General features: G+C 43.2%; 11 protein-coding genes and 4 pseudogenes. 6 read left to right on the forward strand and 9 right to left on the reverse strand.

Annotated elements, in window-relative coordinates; all coding sequences use genetic code 11:
- The first annotated feature begins 371 nt into the window (after nucleotides 1-371).
- Together ompC and BZK41_RS13315 are read left to right on the forward strand one after the other, a co-directional pair.
- Entirely contained in the window at nucleotides 372-1,499 is a 1,128-nt protein-coding gene (ompC, locus tag BZK41_RS13310; RefSeq protein WP_079938429.1) for a porin OmpC, read from the forward strand.
- Between the two features lie 166 nt (nucleotides 1,500-1,665).
- Nucleotides 1,666-1,856 (forward strand): annotated as a pseudogene (locus BZK41_RS13315) (phage minor tail protein L); the annotation flags it as partial.
- Between the two features lie 384 nt (nucleotides 1,857-2,240).
- On the opposite strand, the pseudogene BZK41_RS13320 reads toward BZK41_RS13315, so the two are convergent.
- Nucleotides 2,241-2,369, reverse strand: a pseudogene (locus BZK41_RS13320) (DinI-like family protein); the annotation flags it as partial.
- Nucleotides 2,370-2,462: 93 nt separating this feature from the next.
- A pseudogene (locus tag BZK41_RS26940) lies at nucleotides 2,463-2,543 on the reverse strand (DinI family protein); the annotation flags it as partial.
- A gap of 30 nt (nucleotides 2,544-2,573) precedes the next feature.
- Here BZK41_RS26940 and BZK41_RS13330 point away from each other — a divergent pair.
- Nucleotides 2,574-3,071, forward strand: a pseudogene (locus BZK41_RS13330) (S24 family peptidase).
- A 147-nt stretch (nucleotides 3,072-3,218) separates the two neighbouring features.
- On the opposite strand, the gene BZK41_RS13335 reads toward BZK41_RS13330, so the two are convergent.
- The 7 genes from BZK41_RS13335 to rluE form a co-directional block, all read right to left on the reverse strand.
- Nucleotides 3,219-4,318 (reverse strand): IS3 family transposase gene (locus BZK41_RS13335; protein ID WP_139762610.1). Its coding sequence is split into 2 segments (ribosomal slippage): nucleotides 3,219-4,063 and nucleotides 4,063-4,318, totalling 1,101 coding nucleotides; the frame shifts between segments, so codons are not numbered across the junction.
- Between the two features lie 545 nt (nucleotides 4,319-4,863).
- Nucleotides 4,864-6,390, reverse strand: a complete 1,527-nt coding sequence (locus BZK41_RS13345) for a sensor domain-containing diguanylate cyclase (protein WP_172313181.1) — start codon at nucleotides 6,388-6,390, stop codon at nucleotides 4,864-4,866.
- Nucleotides 6,391-6,910: 520 nt separating this feature from the next.
- Nucleotides 6,911-8,281 (reverse strand): adenylosuccinate lyase, encoded by a 1,371-nt coding sequence (gene purB / locus BZK41_RS13350; protein ID WP_003832400.1) that lies wholly within the window; start codon nucleotides 8,279-8,281, stop codon nucleotides 6,911-6,913.
- A gap of 3 nt (nucleotides 8,282-8,284) precedes the next feature.
- The gene (hflD, locus tag BZK41_RS13355; RefSeq protein WP_079938573.1) at nucleotides 8,285-8,926 is read right to left on the reverse strand and encodes a high frequency lysogenization protein HflD; all 642 of its coding nucleotides are present in this window, start codon (nucleotides 8,924-8,926) and stop codon (nucleotides 8,285-8,287) included.
- Between the two features lie 34 nt (nucleotides 8,927-8,960).
- Complete coding sequence (mnmA, locus tag BZK41_RS13360) at nucleotides 8,961-10,067, reverse strand: tRNA 2-thiouridine(34) synthase MnmA (RefSeq protein WP_003832402.1); 1,107 nt, start codon at nucleotides 10,065-10,067, stop codon at nucleotides 8,961-8,963.
- A 53-nt stretch (nucleotides 10,068-10,120) separates the two neighbouring features.
- Nucleotides 10,121-10,582 carry an NUDIX hydrolase gene (locus BZK41_RS13365; protein ID WP_079938434.1) on the reverse strand — a complete coding sequence of 154 codons (462 nt, stop codon included), beginning with the start codon at nucleotides 10,580-10,582 and terminating at the stop codon, nucleotides 10,121-10,123.
- Nucleotides 10,583-10,595: 13 nt separating this feature from the next.
- The gene (gene rluE / locus BZK41_RS13370) at nucleotides 10,596-11,219 is read right to left on the reverse strand and encodes a 23S rRNA pseudouridine(2457) synthase RluE (RefSeq protein WP_079938435.1); all 624 of its coding nucleotides are present in this window, start codon (nucleotides 11,217-11,219) and stop codon (nucleotides 10,596-10,598) included.
- A 202-nt stretch (nucleotides 11,220-11,421) separates the two neighbouring features.
- On the opposite strand from rluE, the gene icd reads away from it, so the two are divergent.
- From icd to BZK41_RS13390, 3 genes are all read left to right on the forward strand, one after another.
- The gene (gene icd, locus BZK41_RS13380; protein WP_003030769.1) at nucleotides 11,422-12,672 is read left to right on the forward strand and encodes an NADP-dependent isocitrate dehydrogenase; all 1,251 of its coding nucleotides are present in this window, start codon (nucleotides 11,422-11,424) and stop codon (nucleotides 12,670-12,672) included.
- Between the two features lie 495 nt (nucleotides 12,673-13,167).
- Entirely contained in the window at nucleotides 13,168-15,231 is a 2,064-nt protein-coding gene (locus tag BZK41_RS13385; protein WP_079938436.1) for an AAA family ATPase, read from the forward strand.
- Nucleotides 15,228-16,892, forward strand: a complete 1,665-nt coding sequence (locus BZK41_RS13390; RefSeq protein ID WP_079938437.1) for an ATP-dependent helicase — start codon at nucleotides 15,228-15,230, stop codon at nucleotides 16,890-16,892. Before BZK41_RS13385 ends, BZK41_RS13390 begins: the two co-directional genes overlap by 4 nt.
- Nucleotides 16,893-16,953: the final 61 nt, after the last annotated feature.

The raw sequence follows: 16,953 nt of genomic DNA on the forward strand, positions 1-16,953 counted from the left end.
AATTGAAAATCACTTATTAAAAGATGATTCTATACCAATGGTGAATATAATATTTAATATTGGTTTCTTTATTGTTAAATCTTCAGGGTGTGTTAGATGAATTAATCTTGACTGTGGTTTTTGTTTATTATTTCAATCCAATCGCTAAGTATTGTAGCTTATTGTTTTTTATGTTATTTATTTTATGAAATAATTCAATTTGCAATATATTTTAGTAAATAAAGTCTTATGATTATTATTTTGGTTACATTTTGTTACATTTTGTTACATTCTCAGTGTTCATTAATATCCTTTTATTTTGTGATGATAAGAGGGAGCACAGATTTTCGACATCTGTGTTTATGGAAAGTTCATACAATAGAGGAAATAAAATGAAAAAAATTACAGTGGCACTTTCAGCTATCACAACAGCTATGATTATGGCTGGTTCAGTTCAGGCAGCTGAAGTTTATAATAAAAATAGTAATAAACTTGATCTTTACGGTAAAGTTGTAGGCTTACATTATTTTTCTGATAACGGTAAACAGGATGGGGATAAAACCTATGTTCGTTTAGGCGTTAAAGGTGAAACTCAAATTAATGATATGCTGACCGGATTTGGTCAGTGGGAATATGAGTTTAAAGGTAACCGTGCTGAATCAGGAAATAGTTCTAATTCTGACAAAACCCGTCTGGCTTTTGCTGGTTTGAAATTCGGCGAGTATGGTTCAATTGATTATGGCCGTAACTATGGCATTTTATATGATGTAGGTTCTTATACCGACGTTTTGCCAGAGTTTGGTGGTGATACTTACACCAATACGGATAACTTCATGACAGGTCGTACATCGGGTGTTGCTACTTATCGTAACACTGATTTCTTCGGTCTGGTTGAAGGTTGGAATTTTGCTCTGCAGTATCAGGGGCAAAATGGTAATGGTTCAGAATCAAACAACGGTCGTGAAAATCTTAAAGAACAGAATGGTGATGGCTGGGGTATTTCATCATCTTACGATTTTGGCATGGGCGTCAGTATCGTAGGTGCGTTTGCTTCTTCAGATCGTACAAACGATCAGACTCAAAAATCTACTGCTCAGGGTGAAAAAGCAGAAGCCTGGACCATTGGTGCAAAATATGATGCTAATAACATTTATTTAGCGACAACTTATGCACAGACTTACAATATGACACCTTATGGTGATTCAAGACTAAATATTGCTAACAAAACTGACAACTTTGAAGTTACCGCACAGTATCAGTTCGATTTTGGTTTACGCCCTGAAATTTCATACCTGCTGTCAAAGGGTAAAGATTTAGGTCAGGTTGTTAACGGTAAACCAGCTAATGACAAAGATCTTGTAGAATATATTTCTGTTGGTGCGAAATATTACTTTAATAAAAACATGTCTACTTATGTAGACTACAAAATCAATCTGCTTGACGATAAAGATGCGTTTTACACAAATAATGGCATTAACACCGATGATGTTGTTGGTGTAGGTATGGTTTATCAGTTCTAATTTTGATGAATTCAGACGGGGCAAATTGTCCCGTCTGTTTTGCAGAACCCGCCAGTTCTGTATAGCAAGTTGCTGTAACTAATTTATCCTCATTTTATGCCTTGATTTTTATATTTCTAATTTCAATTGGGACGCGTAAGCGTCCTTTTTTTATGTTGGAGATTTAATGAATGCCATTCCTGTTGACACACTGAATGAAACTACCAGAACCGAACAGTCCGCCCGTATTGATTTATGGGAAATCGACCTGACGATGTTTGGTGGTCAGCGCTATTTTTCTGTAACGAACCGAACGAGAAGGGCGAACCGGTCACCTGGCAGGGACGACTTTATGAGGCATATCCTATTCAGGGTACGCCTGTAAGGGGTATGACAGGAGTAACCTTTATAATAATTTAAGGAAGATACTCCATGTAGCTTCCGCAAATCACTATTGAAAAAAGTGGGGCGCGATAAGTCGCCCCAATGCTTGCATGATACTCAACTTCTTTATCGTTATTTAAGGAACATACGGGCCGTATTTTCCGCAAATAACACTAAAAAAATGGGCCGCACACAGCCCGAATACGAGTCAAAGCAATTTCATCCAATCAAGAAAGGCGTGTTTCACCAAGGTTCGTACCACCACTGATCCTGATGCCTGCTCTTTATGTCATGAGCAGGAGGGAGCATATTTGATAAATATCAATAATGCAGCCATGTATGGCAGAACTGACAGCGTTTTCAGATAATGTCAAAAGATGGTTTTACCCGAACATCAGCATCGGGGAAGGTCCGGTGAACCCTCCTGGTTAACTCACCTAGAATGATATCTTTTGCACCGGGCAAACCATCAAAATTCCTTGTGTCATAACCGAGTTCCACGAACATTGCTTATTGCCTCTTTTCTGGATGGATATACAGTATTTGTGCTGTGTTTTTATCTGGTATTCAAGAGAGGGCGTAATGATGCCACGACGCAGCGATATTGAAATAGTCTGGTATGCTTCGATACAGCAAGAGCCGAATGGTTGGAAGATCGTCACCACGCAACGGTTTGTCCAGGAACTGAGCAAGGTTAACTGGAACTGGACGATGAAGCAGGCCAACGAATGGAATGAGTGGTATGTGACAACCTTTCGCGATTTATCAACGCAGGAAGGCGAGAACCGTACCTTTTAGTTGTTTAATCCAAACGGAGGGCTTTAGCTATGGGCTTCCCTTTACCTGCCAGTGATTATGTTGAAACAAGGATCTCCCTCGATTAGCAGCTAATCAGCCAGCCTGCAGCGACTTATTTCATGCGGGCATCGCGTTCACATTTTAGAGAAGGGATACTCCAGGAGGCGCTGCTTGTTGTGGATGTGTCGCTTTCAGACTGTGATGGCTCGCTGCTGATATGTGCAATAGACGAGGAATTCAGGATCAAGCGATATCGAACTCACCCTCAGCCCCACCTGATAAATCTGGAGAACGGGAGCGCTGCCAGAAGATGGTGATGGCTACAATTCCTCACACGCAATATTTGGAGTTATCACGTACATCATTAATGATGCCAGGAACGTGGAATTTGATGACTGCCCGGTGATGTGAATAGTTGAAACTTTACGATAAACTCGATGTTTTGTGTCGAGGTTTTCCCCGATTATTCCCGTTGCTTCCCCGTTCAGAAAACAGACATAAAAAACCAGCCGTAACAGGCTGGTTCTGACCCTGGCCCAAAATCAGTACAGTGGTAAATCAGAGATCTTCGTCTTTCCGGAGACTTCGGATAAATTCAGCCGGAGTCATGTCATTTAATGATGAATGCGTTCTCTCATGATTGTATTCCCTGCGCCAGTTGTCGAGTTTGTCCTGCGCATCTTCCAGTGACAGGAACCAGTGAATGTTCAGACACTCATCCCGCAGACTTCCGTTAAATGATTCAATAAACGGGTTATCTGTCGGCTTTCCGGGGCGCGAGAAGTCCATGGTCACTCCGTGTTCATACGCCCATTTATCCAGACTTTTCGAGATAAACTCGCTGCCGTTATCTGTCTGAATACGTACCGGCAGGCGCTTACCCAGCACCCGTAACCCTTCCATCACACCGACCACGTCCTCACCTTTCAGCGATTTTCCGGCATGGATCGCCAGACACTCCCGACTAAAATTATCGACTACAGTCAGCGCCCGGAAACTCCGTCCGTTAAACAGATTATCCGACACGAAATCCATACTCCAGCACTGATCAATATGGGTCAGGGCCGGACGTTGCTGGCGATGTGCTGCACTGACATGTCTGCGGGGGCGCTTTCTGCGCAGTTTGAGGCCTTCCAGACAGTAAATCCGGTGTGTTTTCTTATGGTTAACAAGCCAGCCTTCCCGTCGCAGCTGGATATGAATAAGTGGACACCCATACCGTATCTGGGTTTCCGCTATTTCCCGGATACGCAGGGCTATCGCCCGATCGTCACGCCGACTCTGCCAGTGGTAGACCGTTCTGCTCTGCGTCAGCAACCCGCATCCCCGGCGGACACTGATACGATATGCTTCCTGCAGAAAATGCACTGCCTGGCGCTTCTGAGCCGGCCTCAGAACTTTTGCTTCAGTACCTCCTGCAGCATCTCTTTATCCAGACTCAGGTCAGCTACCAGCTTCTTCAGCCGCTGGTTTTCATCTTCCAGCTGCCGCAAACGTCGCAGTTCCGTCACGCCCAGACCGGCGAATTTCTTCTTCCAGTTGTAAAAGGTGGCCTCAGAAATGCCCATCTTTCTGCAGACTTCCCCGACACGAGTGCCGGTTTCGGCCTGTTTCAGCGCAAACGCGATCTGTTCTTCGGTATAACGGGTCTTTTTCATAGCAATAAGCCTCTCTGTGAGCAGGAAGAAAGACCGGAGACTTCAGTTTAGCCTGGTACTGTTTTCAGGGAGGAGATCACGTATGAACGGCAACAATGATAATTAATGCCTGGCTACGGGGAAGGGCGGCTATCAGAGCCTGGTACTCATGAAGTAAAAGTGGGTCGGGATCATTTTTAGATAACTTGAGTCGCGACACTCCTTCATAAGGAGCATGCAATATAAACTGGCTTCGGTTTGCGAGCTTAAGCATTTCTGATAAAACCGCCATCTGTTTATTGAATGTTGAGGGGGCGGCCCTACCAGGCCGGATTAGGCATTGTCGGGTTGGCATTTCGCAACCTGAAACTGATAGCCCACCCGGACTCCGGGGGAGGCAAAGCCTCCCAGATGTTGTGCAAGTGCAACCGCAAGCGTGCTTCCGTCGGGATTGCGGTGGGTGCTATGGCCAACATTCCGCATGTGATCCAGAGTTAAATAGTACGGTTAAAAGTAACTTCAACATTAAATCAAGAAAACGACAAGATTAACGTTAATAGGATTATTTACATGCCAACTATTCTATTTTTACCTTCTGCTTTTGCCTGATAAAGATTTTCATCTGCATTTTTTAGCACTTGTTCAACTGAGCCCATGTTTTTGCTTGATGAAATTCCTGCACTGAATGTTACACTCAATTCGAGTTCACGCCATTTTCGCATTGAAACCATTTTTAACCATGTGTCAATGAGTTGATAAAAATAATCATAATCTTCACCCTCATAGATAACACATAGTTCTTCACCGCCAAACCTGTAAATATTGTGTTCGTTGCCGATTACCTGCATGCCTATTTTACTGACTACTTTCAATACACTGTCACCGATATCATGTCCGTACATATCATTGATTTTCTTGAAATCGTCAATATCAATCATGGCCAAATAAAATGTTTGTTTTTTGTTGAAGAGGCTTCTCGTGTCCTCATCAAATTTTCTACGATTGAAAATATTAGTTAAACCATCAGTTGTTGACTCATACATTGCTCTTTCAAGGTGTTTTTTGTTCTCCTTGATATTCTCATAAATAGAGCTAATTGTAATCTTATCTTTCTTAGGGTTAATTCCATGTATCCCCATATATAATCTGGAGATTATTTTTTCCATGTACAATTTAACTAAGATAACCACCACCATATAAAACAATATGCAAGAAAGCATAACAATCCAGAATGTTTTCTTTGCAACTCCAGTTATATCGTTATAATCATTTTCACTAACCACAGTGAGGGCTAGCCAGTCGGGGTTGTTGTATGCTTTATAAAACACAAATACCTTTTCCTGGTCATCATAAAAATCACCTTCAATATTAGATGCCAGCTCCAACCAGTTTTGAGGGATATTTTTCCTTAAGATTTCCATTTTATTAGCGCTCAGCACGATCTCACCATTAGAGGAAGTGATCAAAAACCTACCATTATATGGAGGTGTTTTATTATTGATAGTGGAGCTTATAGACTTTAAATCCAAATCAAAAGCTATATTCCCGATGAGTTTAGATTGCTTGTTGAACAAGTTCATACTGACCGTGATTGCTTTTTTCTTTGATTTGGATGTTCCATTGATATCATCAAAGATAGAACTATATGGCTCTGAATAACTAATAAAGTCTTTAGTTGCTGTTAGTGGATACCATGGTCTTGAGTGTGGAGAAAAATCAACTAACTCTGAGGTTGGATATGTTTTATATTTATCATTTGAATTGGAAACCATAACGTTGCTAAAAAAAATAGTTGAGTCTGTGATGGCTGGAATGACTGTGTTTAAATCAGTAGGTTGGTCAGATAAATATTTTTCAATATCTTCCTCATCTGTATTTGCAGAAAGACTTCTGAAAACTAATTTTATTTCGTTTAAAGGAGTTTCAATGTTAGCTTTTGATGCGTTAACTGTAAACCGAGACATTGTGTTTTTAAATTCATTTCGGCTGCTTAAATCAATATAAAAATATGTGTAAGCGCACATCACGATAAAAGGAATGAGTGGTATGAAAAATAAGCAAGCAATCGTACTGTTAGTGTTGTAGCTTTTCATACTTAATATCTCAATGAAAGACATTATAAAATTTGCGTGTAATTCTATCATGGTAATAATTTATTATCATTAGTCGCTGATAGAAACTATTCTGGTTGTCCATTTTTTGAGCTTTTATGCCTTTCGTTAATGTTGACAATACTCATTGTCAACATTATAAAGACGCGAGTCCGTACCATGAGAAGTAGAAATTATCCAAATTAGGCAAGCTTTTTGATTTGTATGATGATTGACAGTTAAATAATAAAAGCTAAAATCTAGCTTCTTCGCCCATTAATAGAAAAATGCCCATAGGTATAACGGCTTATCCCACCACGCCAGCCATATGTCAGACTGAAAATATAGGATACCAGCTGATACGAGATGATTTGAACCTCCGCAACCCCATAATAGCGGGCTACCATCTTGAGGGATAATCTCGCGGGTAATAAAAAAGCCGGAAACGCTTACACGTATCCGGCTTACTACGATATGAACGGAAGACCGGAACAGGCACAAGCGCGCTCCGGCACCAAACAGATTACTTCAGTTCATCAACCATGGTGATGGCGCGACCAATATAATTGGCAGGCGTCATTGCTTTCAGGCGAGTTTTCTCTTCTTCCGGCAGCGCCAGACCATCGATAAACTGCTTCATACCTTCGGCGTCAACGCGCTTACCGCGGGTCAGTTCTTTCAACTTCTCGTACGGCTTCTCAATACCGTAGCGACGCATCACGGTCTGAATCGGCTCTGCCAGAACTTCCCAGTTATGGTCCAGTTCATCCAGCAGATGATCGCGATTCACTTCCAGTTTGCTCACGCCCTTCAGCGTGGACTGATAGGCGATCAGCGCATAGCCAATACCTACGCCCAGGTTACGCAGAACGGTAGAGTCAGTCAGGTCACGCTGCCAACGGGAGACCGGCAGTTTGCTCGCCAGATGCTGCAGAACCGCGTTAGAGAGACCCAGGTTACCCTCGGAGTTTTCGAAATCAATAGGGTTAACTTTGTGTGGCATGGTGGAAGAGCCGATTTCACCCGCGATGGTTTTCTGTTTGAAATGGTTCAGCGCCACGTAACCCCAGACATCGCGGTCAAAGTCGATCAGGATAGTGTTGAAACGGGCGATGCAGTCGAACAGCTCAGCAATGTAGTCGTGCGGCTCAATCTGCGTGGTGTACGGGTTCCACTGGATGCCCAGCGAGGTGACAAACTCTTCGCTGAACTGATGCCAGTCAACTTCCGGATAAGCGGCGATGTGGGCGTTATAGTTACCGACTGCACCATTGATCTTACCAAGAATTTCAACCTGGTTGAGCTGACGATACTGACGCTCCATACGGTAAGCCACGTTAGCCATTTCTTTGCCCAGCGTAGACGGAGTGGCTGGCTGACCGTGGGTACGGGAGAGCAGAGGAATATCGCGATACTGTACAGACAGATCTTTCACCGCGTCGATAAGCTTACGCCAGTACGGCAGAACCACTTCGTCGCGTGCGGTTTTCAGCATCAGCGCGTGAGACAGGTTGTTGATGTCTTCTGAGGTACACGCAAAGTGGATAAATTCGGAAACAGCGTGCAGTTCCGGGATATCCGCCACTTTCTCTTTCAGGAAATACTCAACTGCCTTCACATCATGGTTGGTCGTACGCTCAATGGTTTTGATGCGCGCAGCATCTTCTTCATTGAAGTTAGCGACGATCGCATCAAGGAAACCGATTGCGTCGGCAGCAAAAGCAGGAACTTCCTTGATCGCTGCGTGCGCGGCCAGTTTTTGCAGCCAGCGTACTTCAACCTGTACACGGAATTTCAGCAAACCGTATTCGCTGAAAATCCCGCGCAGCGCGCTGACTTTATCGCCGTAGCGTCCATCGACAGGGGAAACGGCGGTCAGTGAGGATAATTCCATAGATCACAACTCCGGGGTTAAATGAGCAAGAATTTGTTTTGCCTGAGTCGTCAGGCGATTACGAGAAAACATGAGTTGCAGACGGCCTCCACCAACCTGATGCCAGAGCACGGCAGCACGGATGCCAGCCAGCAGCGAAGCGCGTACTTTAGCCTGTACCTGTGGGCTCTGAAGGATGGCCGGGGAGCCCGTGACCTGAATACGTGGGCCGAGAGGGCTGATGACGTCAACATAAATGCCAGCCATCGCACTCATCAACGTTTCTGACTGCAAATCAAAATGGTCCAGCTGGCGCTGCAAGCCGCTGATACGGTCTCCCAGCGTGTTCATAGCGCCCTTGGCCGCTGACAGCTTACGCTCCAGCACCATCAGGCTCAGCGTATAGCGGGTGAGTTCCGCGTTCAGTCCCTGACGACTGCTGGCGTTCAGCACGCCAAGCAGCGTTTCAAGGCCAAGACGCAGGTTGGCTTCGCTACCGCCAAACACGCCCAGCGTAGAGCTGGGATTCAAGTCGATGACACTGTTCAGTGAAACGTGTAATGCATCGGCATCACAATGCCCCTGGTGCGCCAGTTCCTGCACCAGGCGTGCCGACTGACAAATGCCTGCCAGGGCGAGGGTGATGTCATAATAATTCTTTGCCACGTTCACTGCTTCCTTGTATCAAATGTGTAAGTAATTATACCGGCAGAGGCAATCGTTGTTCGATAATGCCGCCGCCGAGGCACACTTCGCCATTGTAAAAGACGGCCGACTGACCCGGCGTGACCGCCGCGACTGGTTCGTCGAAAATGACTTCAATACGCTCAGCATCCAGTGCCTTAACGGTGCACGGAATGTCGGTCTGACGATAGCGGGTTTTCACCGTACAGCGCATGGTGCCGGTGAACGGTTCGCGATCGACCCAATGCAGCTGTTGCGCCACCAGGCCAACGGACATCAGACGTGGATGTTCATGACCCTGAGCGACAACCAGAATGTTGTTCTCAACGTCTTTATCCACCACATACCATGGATCTTCTGTCCCTTCTTTCGTTCCGCCAATACCCAGACCTTTACGCTGACCCAGAGTGTGGTACATCAGCCCCTGATGCTGGCCAATCTCTTCGCCATCAACGGTGATGATTTTGCCTGGCTGAGCAGGCAGGTAACGGCCAAGAAACTCGCGGAACTTACGTTCGCCAATGAAGCAGATGCCGGTGGAGTCTTTTTTCTTAGCTGTAATCAGACCAAGATCTTCGGCAATTTTACGCACCTGCGGTTTTTCCAGTTCACCGACCGGGAACAGGCTTTGCGCGATTTGCTCATGGCCGAGCGTATAGAGGAAATAACTCTGGTCTTTATTGCCATCGAGCCCACGCAGCAGGCGGCTCTTGCCGTCGACATCCGCGCGACGCACGTAGTGGCCGGTGGCGATGTAATCGGCACCTAAATCTTCGGCGGCAAACTCAAGGAAGGCTTTAAACTTAATTTCTTTATTGCACAGAATATCCGGATTCGGCGTACGGCCCGCTTTGTACTCTTCAAGGAACAGTTCAAAGACGTTGTCCCAGTATTCTGCGGCAAAGTTGACGGTATGCAGTTCAATGCCGAGTTTGTCACAGACAGCCTGCGCATCCGCAAGGTCGGCGGCCGCTGTGCAGTATTCCTCGCCATCGTCCTCTTCCCAGTTCTTCATGAACAGGCCTTCTACCTGATAGCCCTGTTGTTGTAACAGCCAGGCAGAAACGGAGGAATCGACACCGCCGGACATGCCGACGATCACTTTTTTTGGGCTTTCAGACATAGGAATACTCACGACATTGAACTTCAAGGCGGCATATTCTAGCACGCAGCCCTTTACTTGACACCCTCTGTAAACGGCCAGTTAAATTCGCCGATCATGGCCAGCGGGTAACGCTGTCCACTCTGATAACAGCGAATACTCTCTGCAACCAACGGCGAACGCAGGTTTGGCGCAGAGAAAATCTCTTCTGCGCTGACCCAACGGCAGAAATCTATATCGCTGTCATGGGGGTCAGTAGCGCACATATTGGCAAGCTCGATAGAGAAAAGAAAACGCAAAAAGGGCGTTCTGTCCGGCGCAATCCATTGATGCATACGAATGAAATGCTGTGGCTGCGCTTTAATGCCCGTTTCTTCCCACAGTTCGCGTGCCGCGGCTTGCACCAGCGTTTCATCGGCTTCCAGGTGTCCTGCAGGTTGATTCCACAAGGCTTTGCCATTAATCGTTTCTTCAACGATTAAGAATTTATCTTCTGCATGCACAATGCATGCGACCGTAACGTGTGGTTTGAACATACCTGTTCCTTATTCAGTTAGTTACATCTCGCCACTCGCCGTTAGCAAGATTTTCCAGCGTGTAATCCCCCATGGCATAGCGAATGAGGCGTAGCGTAGGAAATCCAACATGCGCTGTCATACGACGTACCTGACGGTTGCGGCCTTCATATAAGGTGACTTTCAACCAGCTGGTGGGAATGTTTTTCCGTTCCCGAATCGGCGGATTTCTCGGCCACAGCCATACGGGTTCCTCTACTACTTCAATACCTGCGGGTAGTGTGGGACCATCATTGAGCGTTACACCGGTACGCAGGGCGTCCAGCGCTTCAGCTGTCGGCTCGCCTTCAACCTGGACGTAATAAATTTTCCCGGTACGCTTACCGGGTTGCGTTAACCGCGCCTGCAGCGCGCCGTCATTGGTCAGCACCAAAAGCCCTTCGCTGTCCCGGTCGAGTCGGCCCGCTGCATAAATTCCCGGCACGGGAATAAAATCTTTTAACGTGCTTCTGCCAGCCTCGTCAGTAAATTGTGGCAAAACATCGTAGGGTTTATTGAACAAAACCACGCGTTTTGGCTGGTTTTCTTTACGCTGCTTAGTGACTTGTCGTGAGCTGAATCGCTCAACCCGGTGATTTCTAAAAGAAGTTTTTTGCATGGTATTTTCAGATTATATCAATTGCCGCATTATAGCCTAAGAACGAGTGTCTTTCATGGCGGCGAACAATAGGGTAGTATTGACACGCTCATTACAAATCATTAACAAAAAGTTGCTCTAACGCATCCGTGTAGCAGGACGCAAACGCACATGCAGCGTGATGACAGACGAGCAGAACCAGAAGCGCTCGAAGGAGAGGTGAATGGAAAGCAAAGTAGTTGTTCCGGCGGAAGGTAAGAAGATCACCCTGCAAAACGGCAAACTCAACGTTCCTGAAAATCCGATTATCCCGTTCATTGAAGGCGACGGTATCGGCGTTGATGTAACCCCACCGATGATCAAAGTTGTCGATGCTGCTGTCGAGAAAGCCTATAAAGGCGAGCGTAAAATCTCCTGGATGGAAATCTACACCGGCGAGAAATCCACTCAGGTTTATGGCCAGGATGTCTGGCTGCCTGCTGAAACCTTAGATCTGATTCGTGAATATCGTGTTGCCATTAAAGGCCCTCTGACCACCCCTGTTGGCGGCGGTATTCGCTCTCTGAACGTAGCTCTGCGTCAGGAACTTGACCTGTATGTCTGCCTGCGTCCGGTGCGTTATTATCAGGGCACACCAAGCCCGGTTAAACACCCTGAACTGACCGACATGGTCATCTTCCGCGAAAACTCCGAAGATATCTACGCGGGTATCGAGTGGAAAGCTGACTCTGCTGATGCTGAGAAAGTGATTAAATTCCTGCGCGAAGAGATGGGCGTGAAGAAAATCCGCTTCCCGGAACATTGCGGTATTGGTATTAAACCGTGTTCTGAAGAAGGGACTAAACGTCTGGTACGTGCAGCGATCGAATACGCCATCGCCAACGATCGTGATTCAGTTACCCTGGTACACAAAGGCAACATCATGAAGTTCACTGAAGGCGCGTTCAAAGACTGGGGTTACCAGTTAGCGCGTGAAGAATTCGGTGGTGAACTGATCGACGGCGGTCCATGGGTGAAAATCAAGAACCCGAAAACCGGTAAAGAGATCGTAGTTAAGGATGTTATCGCCGATGCGTTCCTGCAACAGATCCTGCTGCGTCCAGCTGAGTATGATGTGATTGCCTGTATGAACCTGAACGGTGACTATATCTCCGATGCGCTGGCCGCACAGGTTGGTGGTATTGGTATCGCGCCGGGTGCAAACATCGGTGACGAATGCGCACTGTTCGAAGCAACCCACGGTACTGCACCGAAGTATGCAGGTCAGGATAAAGTGAACCCAGGTTCCATCATTCTGTCTGCTGAAATGATGTTACGCCACATGGGTTGGGTTGAAGCGGCTGACCTGATTGTTAAAGGTATGGAAGGCGCAATCAACGCCAAGACCGTAACCTATGATTTCGAACGTCTGATGGACGGCGCTAAGCTGCTGAAATGTTCAGAGTTTGGTGACGCGATCATCGAAAACATGTAATTTCCACATGTGTTAAAAACTGTAACGGGCGTATAACACGCCCGTTGTTTTTTGTTAGTCTGCTAACGGTTATCAAAATTTTATCAAAACAAGTTATCAAAACCCCCTGGTAGTTTGGGGGAGGCTGGTCGGTCAAATGGCAGTTCTATTACCAGGTTACAATCAGGCATACCTCAGCTGTTTATGGTTATTATTGCTGAACGTTTACTAATATTTATGTCTGATCAATGCTAAATCGGTCACTTATTCTAGTTAATCTTACATTACCCCTATACTTTAAAAATTATTTATATCGTCGCTCAGTCCACTATGTGGGATGAATGGGTTGCATAGAGAGATTGTAGGCAACACTTCGTTGAAATTTTATGTGATGAGCGTTTAGAATTTTTCCTTTTTTGTTCACTAGTTGTATTCAATTATTGCAACTAAAAATAAAAACAATATGATGAAATAATGTGTTTCAGGATTGAGTGTTTGTATAAAAAGGAATGATGTATGCAACTTAAGAAAATTTTTATCTCCGGTTTTAAAAGTATTTCCAACGAAAATCCTCAAACGATTCATTTTGAACATGAATTAACAACGTTCATCGGTCATAACGGAACTGGTAAAAGTTCAGCGATGGAAGCACTTAATAAATTGTTCTCAGTGGATCATTCATTACGTAGTTTGTCAATAAATGATTTTCACAATGCGGATGTAGTAAAAGAGGAAAAGGATAGAAACTTAATTATAGAAGCTTGGTTTAGCTTCCCAAAGCCAAAGGAAGGAAAAATTTCAATTCCTCCTTTAATTGAACATCTCACTATTGATAAGTCTGATGGGGGCATTCTTTTTAGAGTAAGGCTCGAGGGCAAACTTTCATTTGAAGTAAATCCAATTGGAGATATTGACGAAGATACTTGGGTAGTTAGTACTAGTGATGATGTGGTTGAGGAGAGCAGTAAGCAAAGATTATCTGCTGCAGTAAGAAATGCAATCCAAGTTAATTATGTTCCAGCTAATAGGGATCCTTCGTTACAATTAAAATATTCATCTAAAGCTGTTCTTGGTCGCCTGCTAAAGGCTATAGAATGGGCAGGAGGAAGTCAGAAAATAATAGAAGAGCAAGCATCCAAATTAAATGCATTAACGAGGCAAAATTCTGCACTTACGGAGATTGCAGTAGCAATCAACGAAAGTTGGGGAAGTATCTACAAAGGACGATATTTGTCACAAGCGTCGCTTAACTTTCCAGTTGCTAATATTGATGAAATTCTTAAGTTGATTCAACTTCAGTTTAATCCAGATGAGGTGGGAAATACAGTTAATGTAGACCGATTAAGCGATGGGCAAAAATCACTGGTTTATTTCTCTCTCATTAAAGCGATGTTTGATATTGATAAAAACACAAGGAAATTTATTTCATCAGGAGAGACTTCTAATTTTAATCCTGAAAAAATGAGATTGCCTATATTCAGCATGATTTCTTTAGAGGAACCAGAAAATCATCTTTCACCTCATTACTTAGGTAGAATAATTAAATTAGTTAAAGACTATGGTCGTAATGAGTTGTGCCAAGTTATAATTTCATCCCACTCATCCTCTATATTAAGTCGAGTAGAGCCTGAACAAATACGTCATTTCAGGCTAGATCATTATTTGAAAAGTACCGTGGTGAGTGAATTATCCCTACCTAAAAAAGATGATGAACTTTCCAAGTTTATCAAAGAGGCGGTTAAAGCTTATCCAGAAATTTATTTTTCAAAACTAGTTATATTTGGTGAGGGAGATAGTGAGGAAGTTATAATACCTAAAGTGCTTAAACTGCATTCAACAGAAATTGACAGCCATTCTATATCAGTTGTTCCACTTGGTGGACGTCATGTGAATCATTTTTGGCGTCTTTTAAGATCACTACAGATACCGTTTATTACTTTGCTAGATTTTGATATCGATAGAAATGGTGGTGGATTTGGAAGAATTAAATATGCTGTTGAACAATTAGCTGAGTTTGAGGAGCGTGGAAGCATTTACATCAATAAAAATATAGTTGAATCGATACCATCATGGGATAATAAACAAGATCCTACAAAATTCACTATTCATTATGAAGATGGTGCGACAATAAATATTGTTGATGAACTAGAGAAATGCAATGTATATTTTTCTTCTCCTTTAGATATTGACTATGCAATGATTGAAGCATTTCCAGATATCTTCTGTGAAAAAGATATAATGTATGGTGAAATTGGCCCTAGAAGTATCGAGAAAGGAGACGTTGAGGAGGGTGAACAAGGAGAGCAAGATAATCTCAGAGCACAAAAAGAATTAATAAAAGCAGTGTTGAAAAAAGGTAACTCCGGGGTTCGTTACGGATTTTCCGCTGATTATCTCAAATATTTTCTGTGGTATCGCTATCGTTTTTTATCGAATAAAAGCAAACCGGCATCTCATGTCAGAATGTTCACAAAAATTGAAAAAAAATACACTTCGGATGAAATTAAAGAAAAATTACCTCCTGTGCTAATTAGGGTTTCCGAAAAAACAGTAAAAATGCTAGCGGAGATTATTGAATGATAAATCAATGGAGTCCTTCTGAAGGTATTACACCGACAAATGAATTGATGGATATTATCTTATGTGACCAATCTGTTTCTGTTCTCGCTGGTGCCGGGGCGGGGAAAACAGAACTTTTGGCTCAGAAATCTAATTATTTATTACAGACGGGTAAGTGCATGTGGCCTAAACACATACTATGTCTTTCTTATAAAAAAGAGGCGCAAGAGAATATAAAAGAGCGAGTTATAAAAAGGTGTGGGCAAAAAAGCGATCGCTTTGATTCATATACTTTTGACGCTTTTTGTAAGAGCATTGTTGACCGATTTAAAGATATCTTGCCTGTGGCTCAAAGGCCTTATAATAGCTATGATTTAGTTTTTAACGCTAAGCAATGCAACGGTAAGGATAAGTTGTCATTTGATCTCATAAGACGTCTGGCTTTAGATATTTTAAGAGCTAGAGCAGATATTGTTGATCTGTTTTCTTTAACGTACTCACATGTTTTCATTGACGAGTTTCAAGATACGCGCTCCGATCAGTATGAGTTGATTAAACTTCTTTTTAAAGATAAAGGAGTACAATTGCTAGCTGTTGGCGATATTAACCAGAGCATCATGCTTTGGGCTGGTGCTAGGAAAACAGTATTTGAAGACTATGAAAAAGAATTTGATACTATCAGGAAATTGTTAGTTCAAAATTTTAGAGCCAGTGATGAAATTCAGGAAGTATTGAGGTGTTTTGTTAACTTTGTACAAGGTAGTACTAATTTTTTACCGATAACAAGACCTGTCAATAATTGTACCATTCATCACTATGATAATGAGATTTATGAGGCAAACGATATTGCTGATAAAATAGAATTCTTTATCGCATCTGGCATTAAAGAAAGTGAGATTTGCGTATTGTCTAAACAGCAGTCAGAACAATATTCGAAAAAACTACGCGATAAGCTTACGACAAAAGGGATTAACAATCTTGAAATGTCGGAGTTGCAGGATGTTTTAAAAGAACCATTAGGGCAAATATTTTCTGCACTGTTTAAGGTTTTTACATCACGTTCGTTATCAAGCTATACTAAGCTTTGTGATTTATATCTTAGTGTACACAGGGTTGAGCGCGGTAATGAGAAAGAAGATGCTCTTATTAAATCACTGTCGGATAATATTGCGTCAAAAAAAAGAATTTTAGAGGACGAATTTAATCCTGGTTTATTGATTTTTTGTATTAAAGATATTATTAGTTTTTTTGGCAAAAGTAGAATGATTGGGCGCTGGAGTCAGTATAAGTCTACTGAATATTGGGGACAGATTTGGCGCAGTCTTGAACTTCATTTACGCTACACAATAGATGTAACGAAAACTTTCTCTGAGGCAGCCTTAATGTTTCAGGCTGAGAACTCAGTGCATGTCATGAATGTGCATAAATGTAAGGGTTTAGAATATAAAGTAGTTATTTTTATCGGCTTAGAGGATCAGGCATTTTGGAACTATAATAAATCTAAGTTTGAAAATGATTGCGCCATCTATGTTGCATTATCCAGAGCGAAGGAGAAAATTATAATTACAACAGCAAAGCATAGAGAGCACAGAGTAAATAATGGATACGACAATAGAATTTCTAAATACCAGACGGTTAGCCCTATATATTCATTCTTAACTACTCATTGTAAGTTTAAATAAGAAACTTATCATTGAGTTATTTTTATAATTTTGTTGTGCCAGGGTGAAAATTCAATCTGGC

Source organism: Citrobacter sp. A316, from assembly GCF_002042945.1.
GTDB lineage: Bacteria > Pseudomonadota > Gammaproteobacteria > Enterobacterales > Enterobacteriaceae > Citrobacter > Citrobacter portucalensis.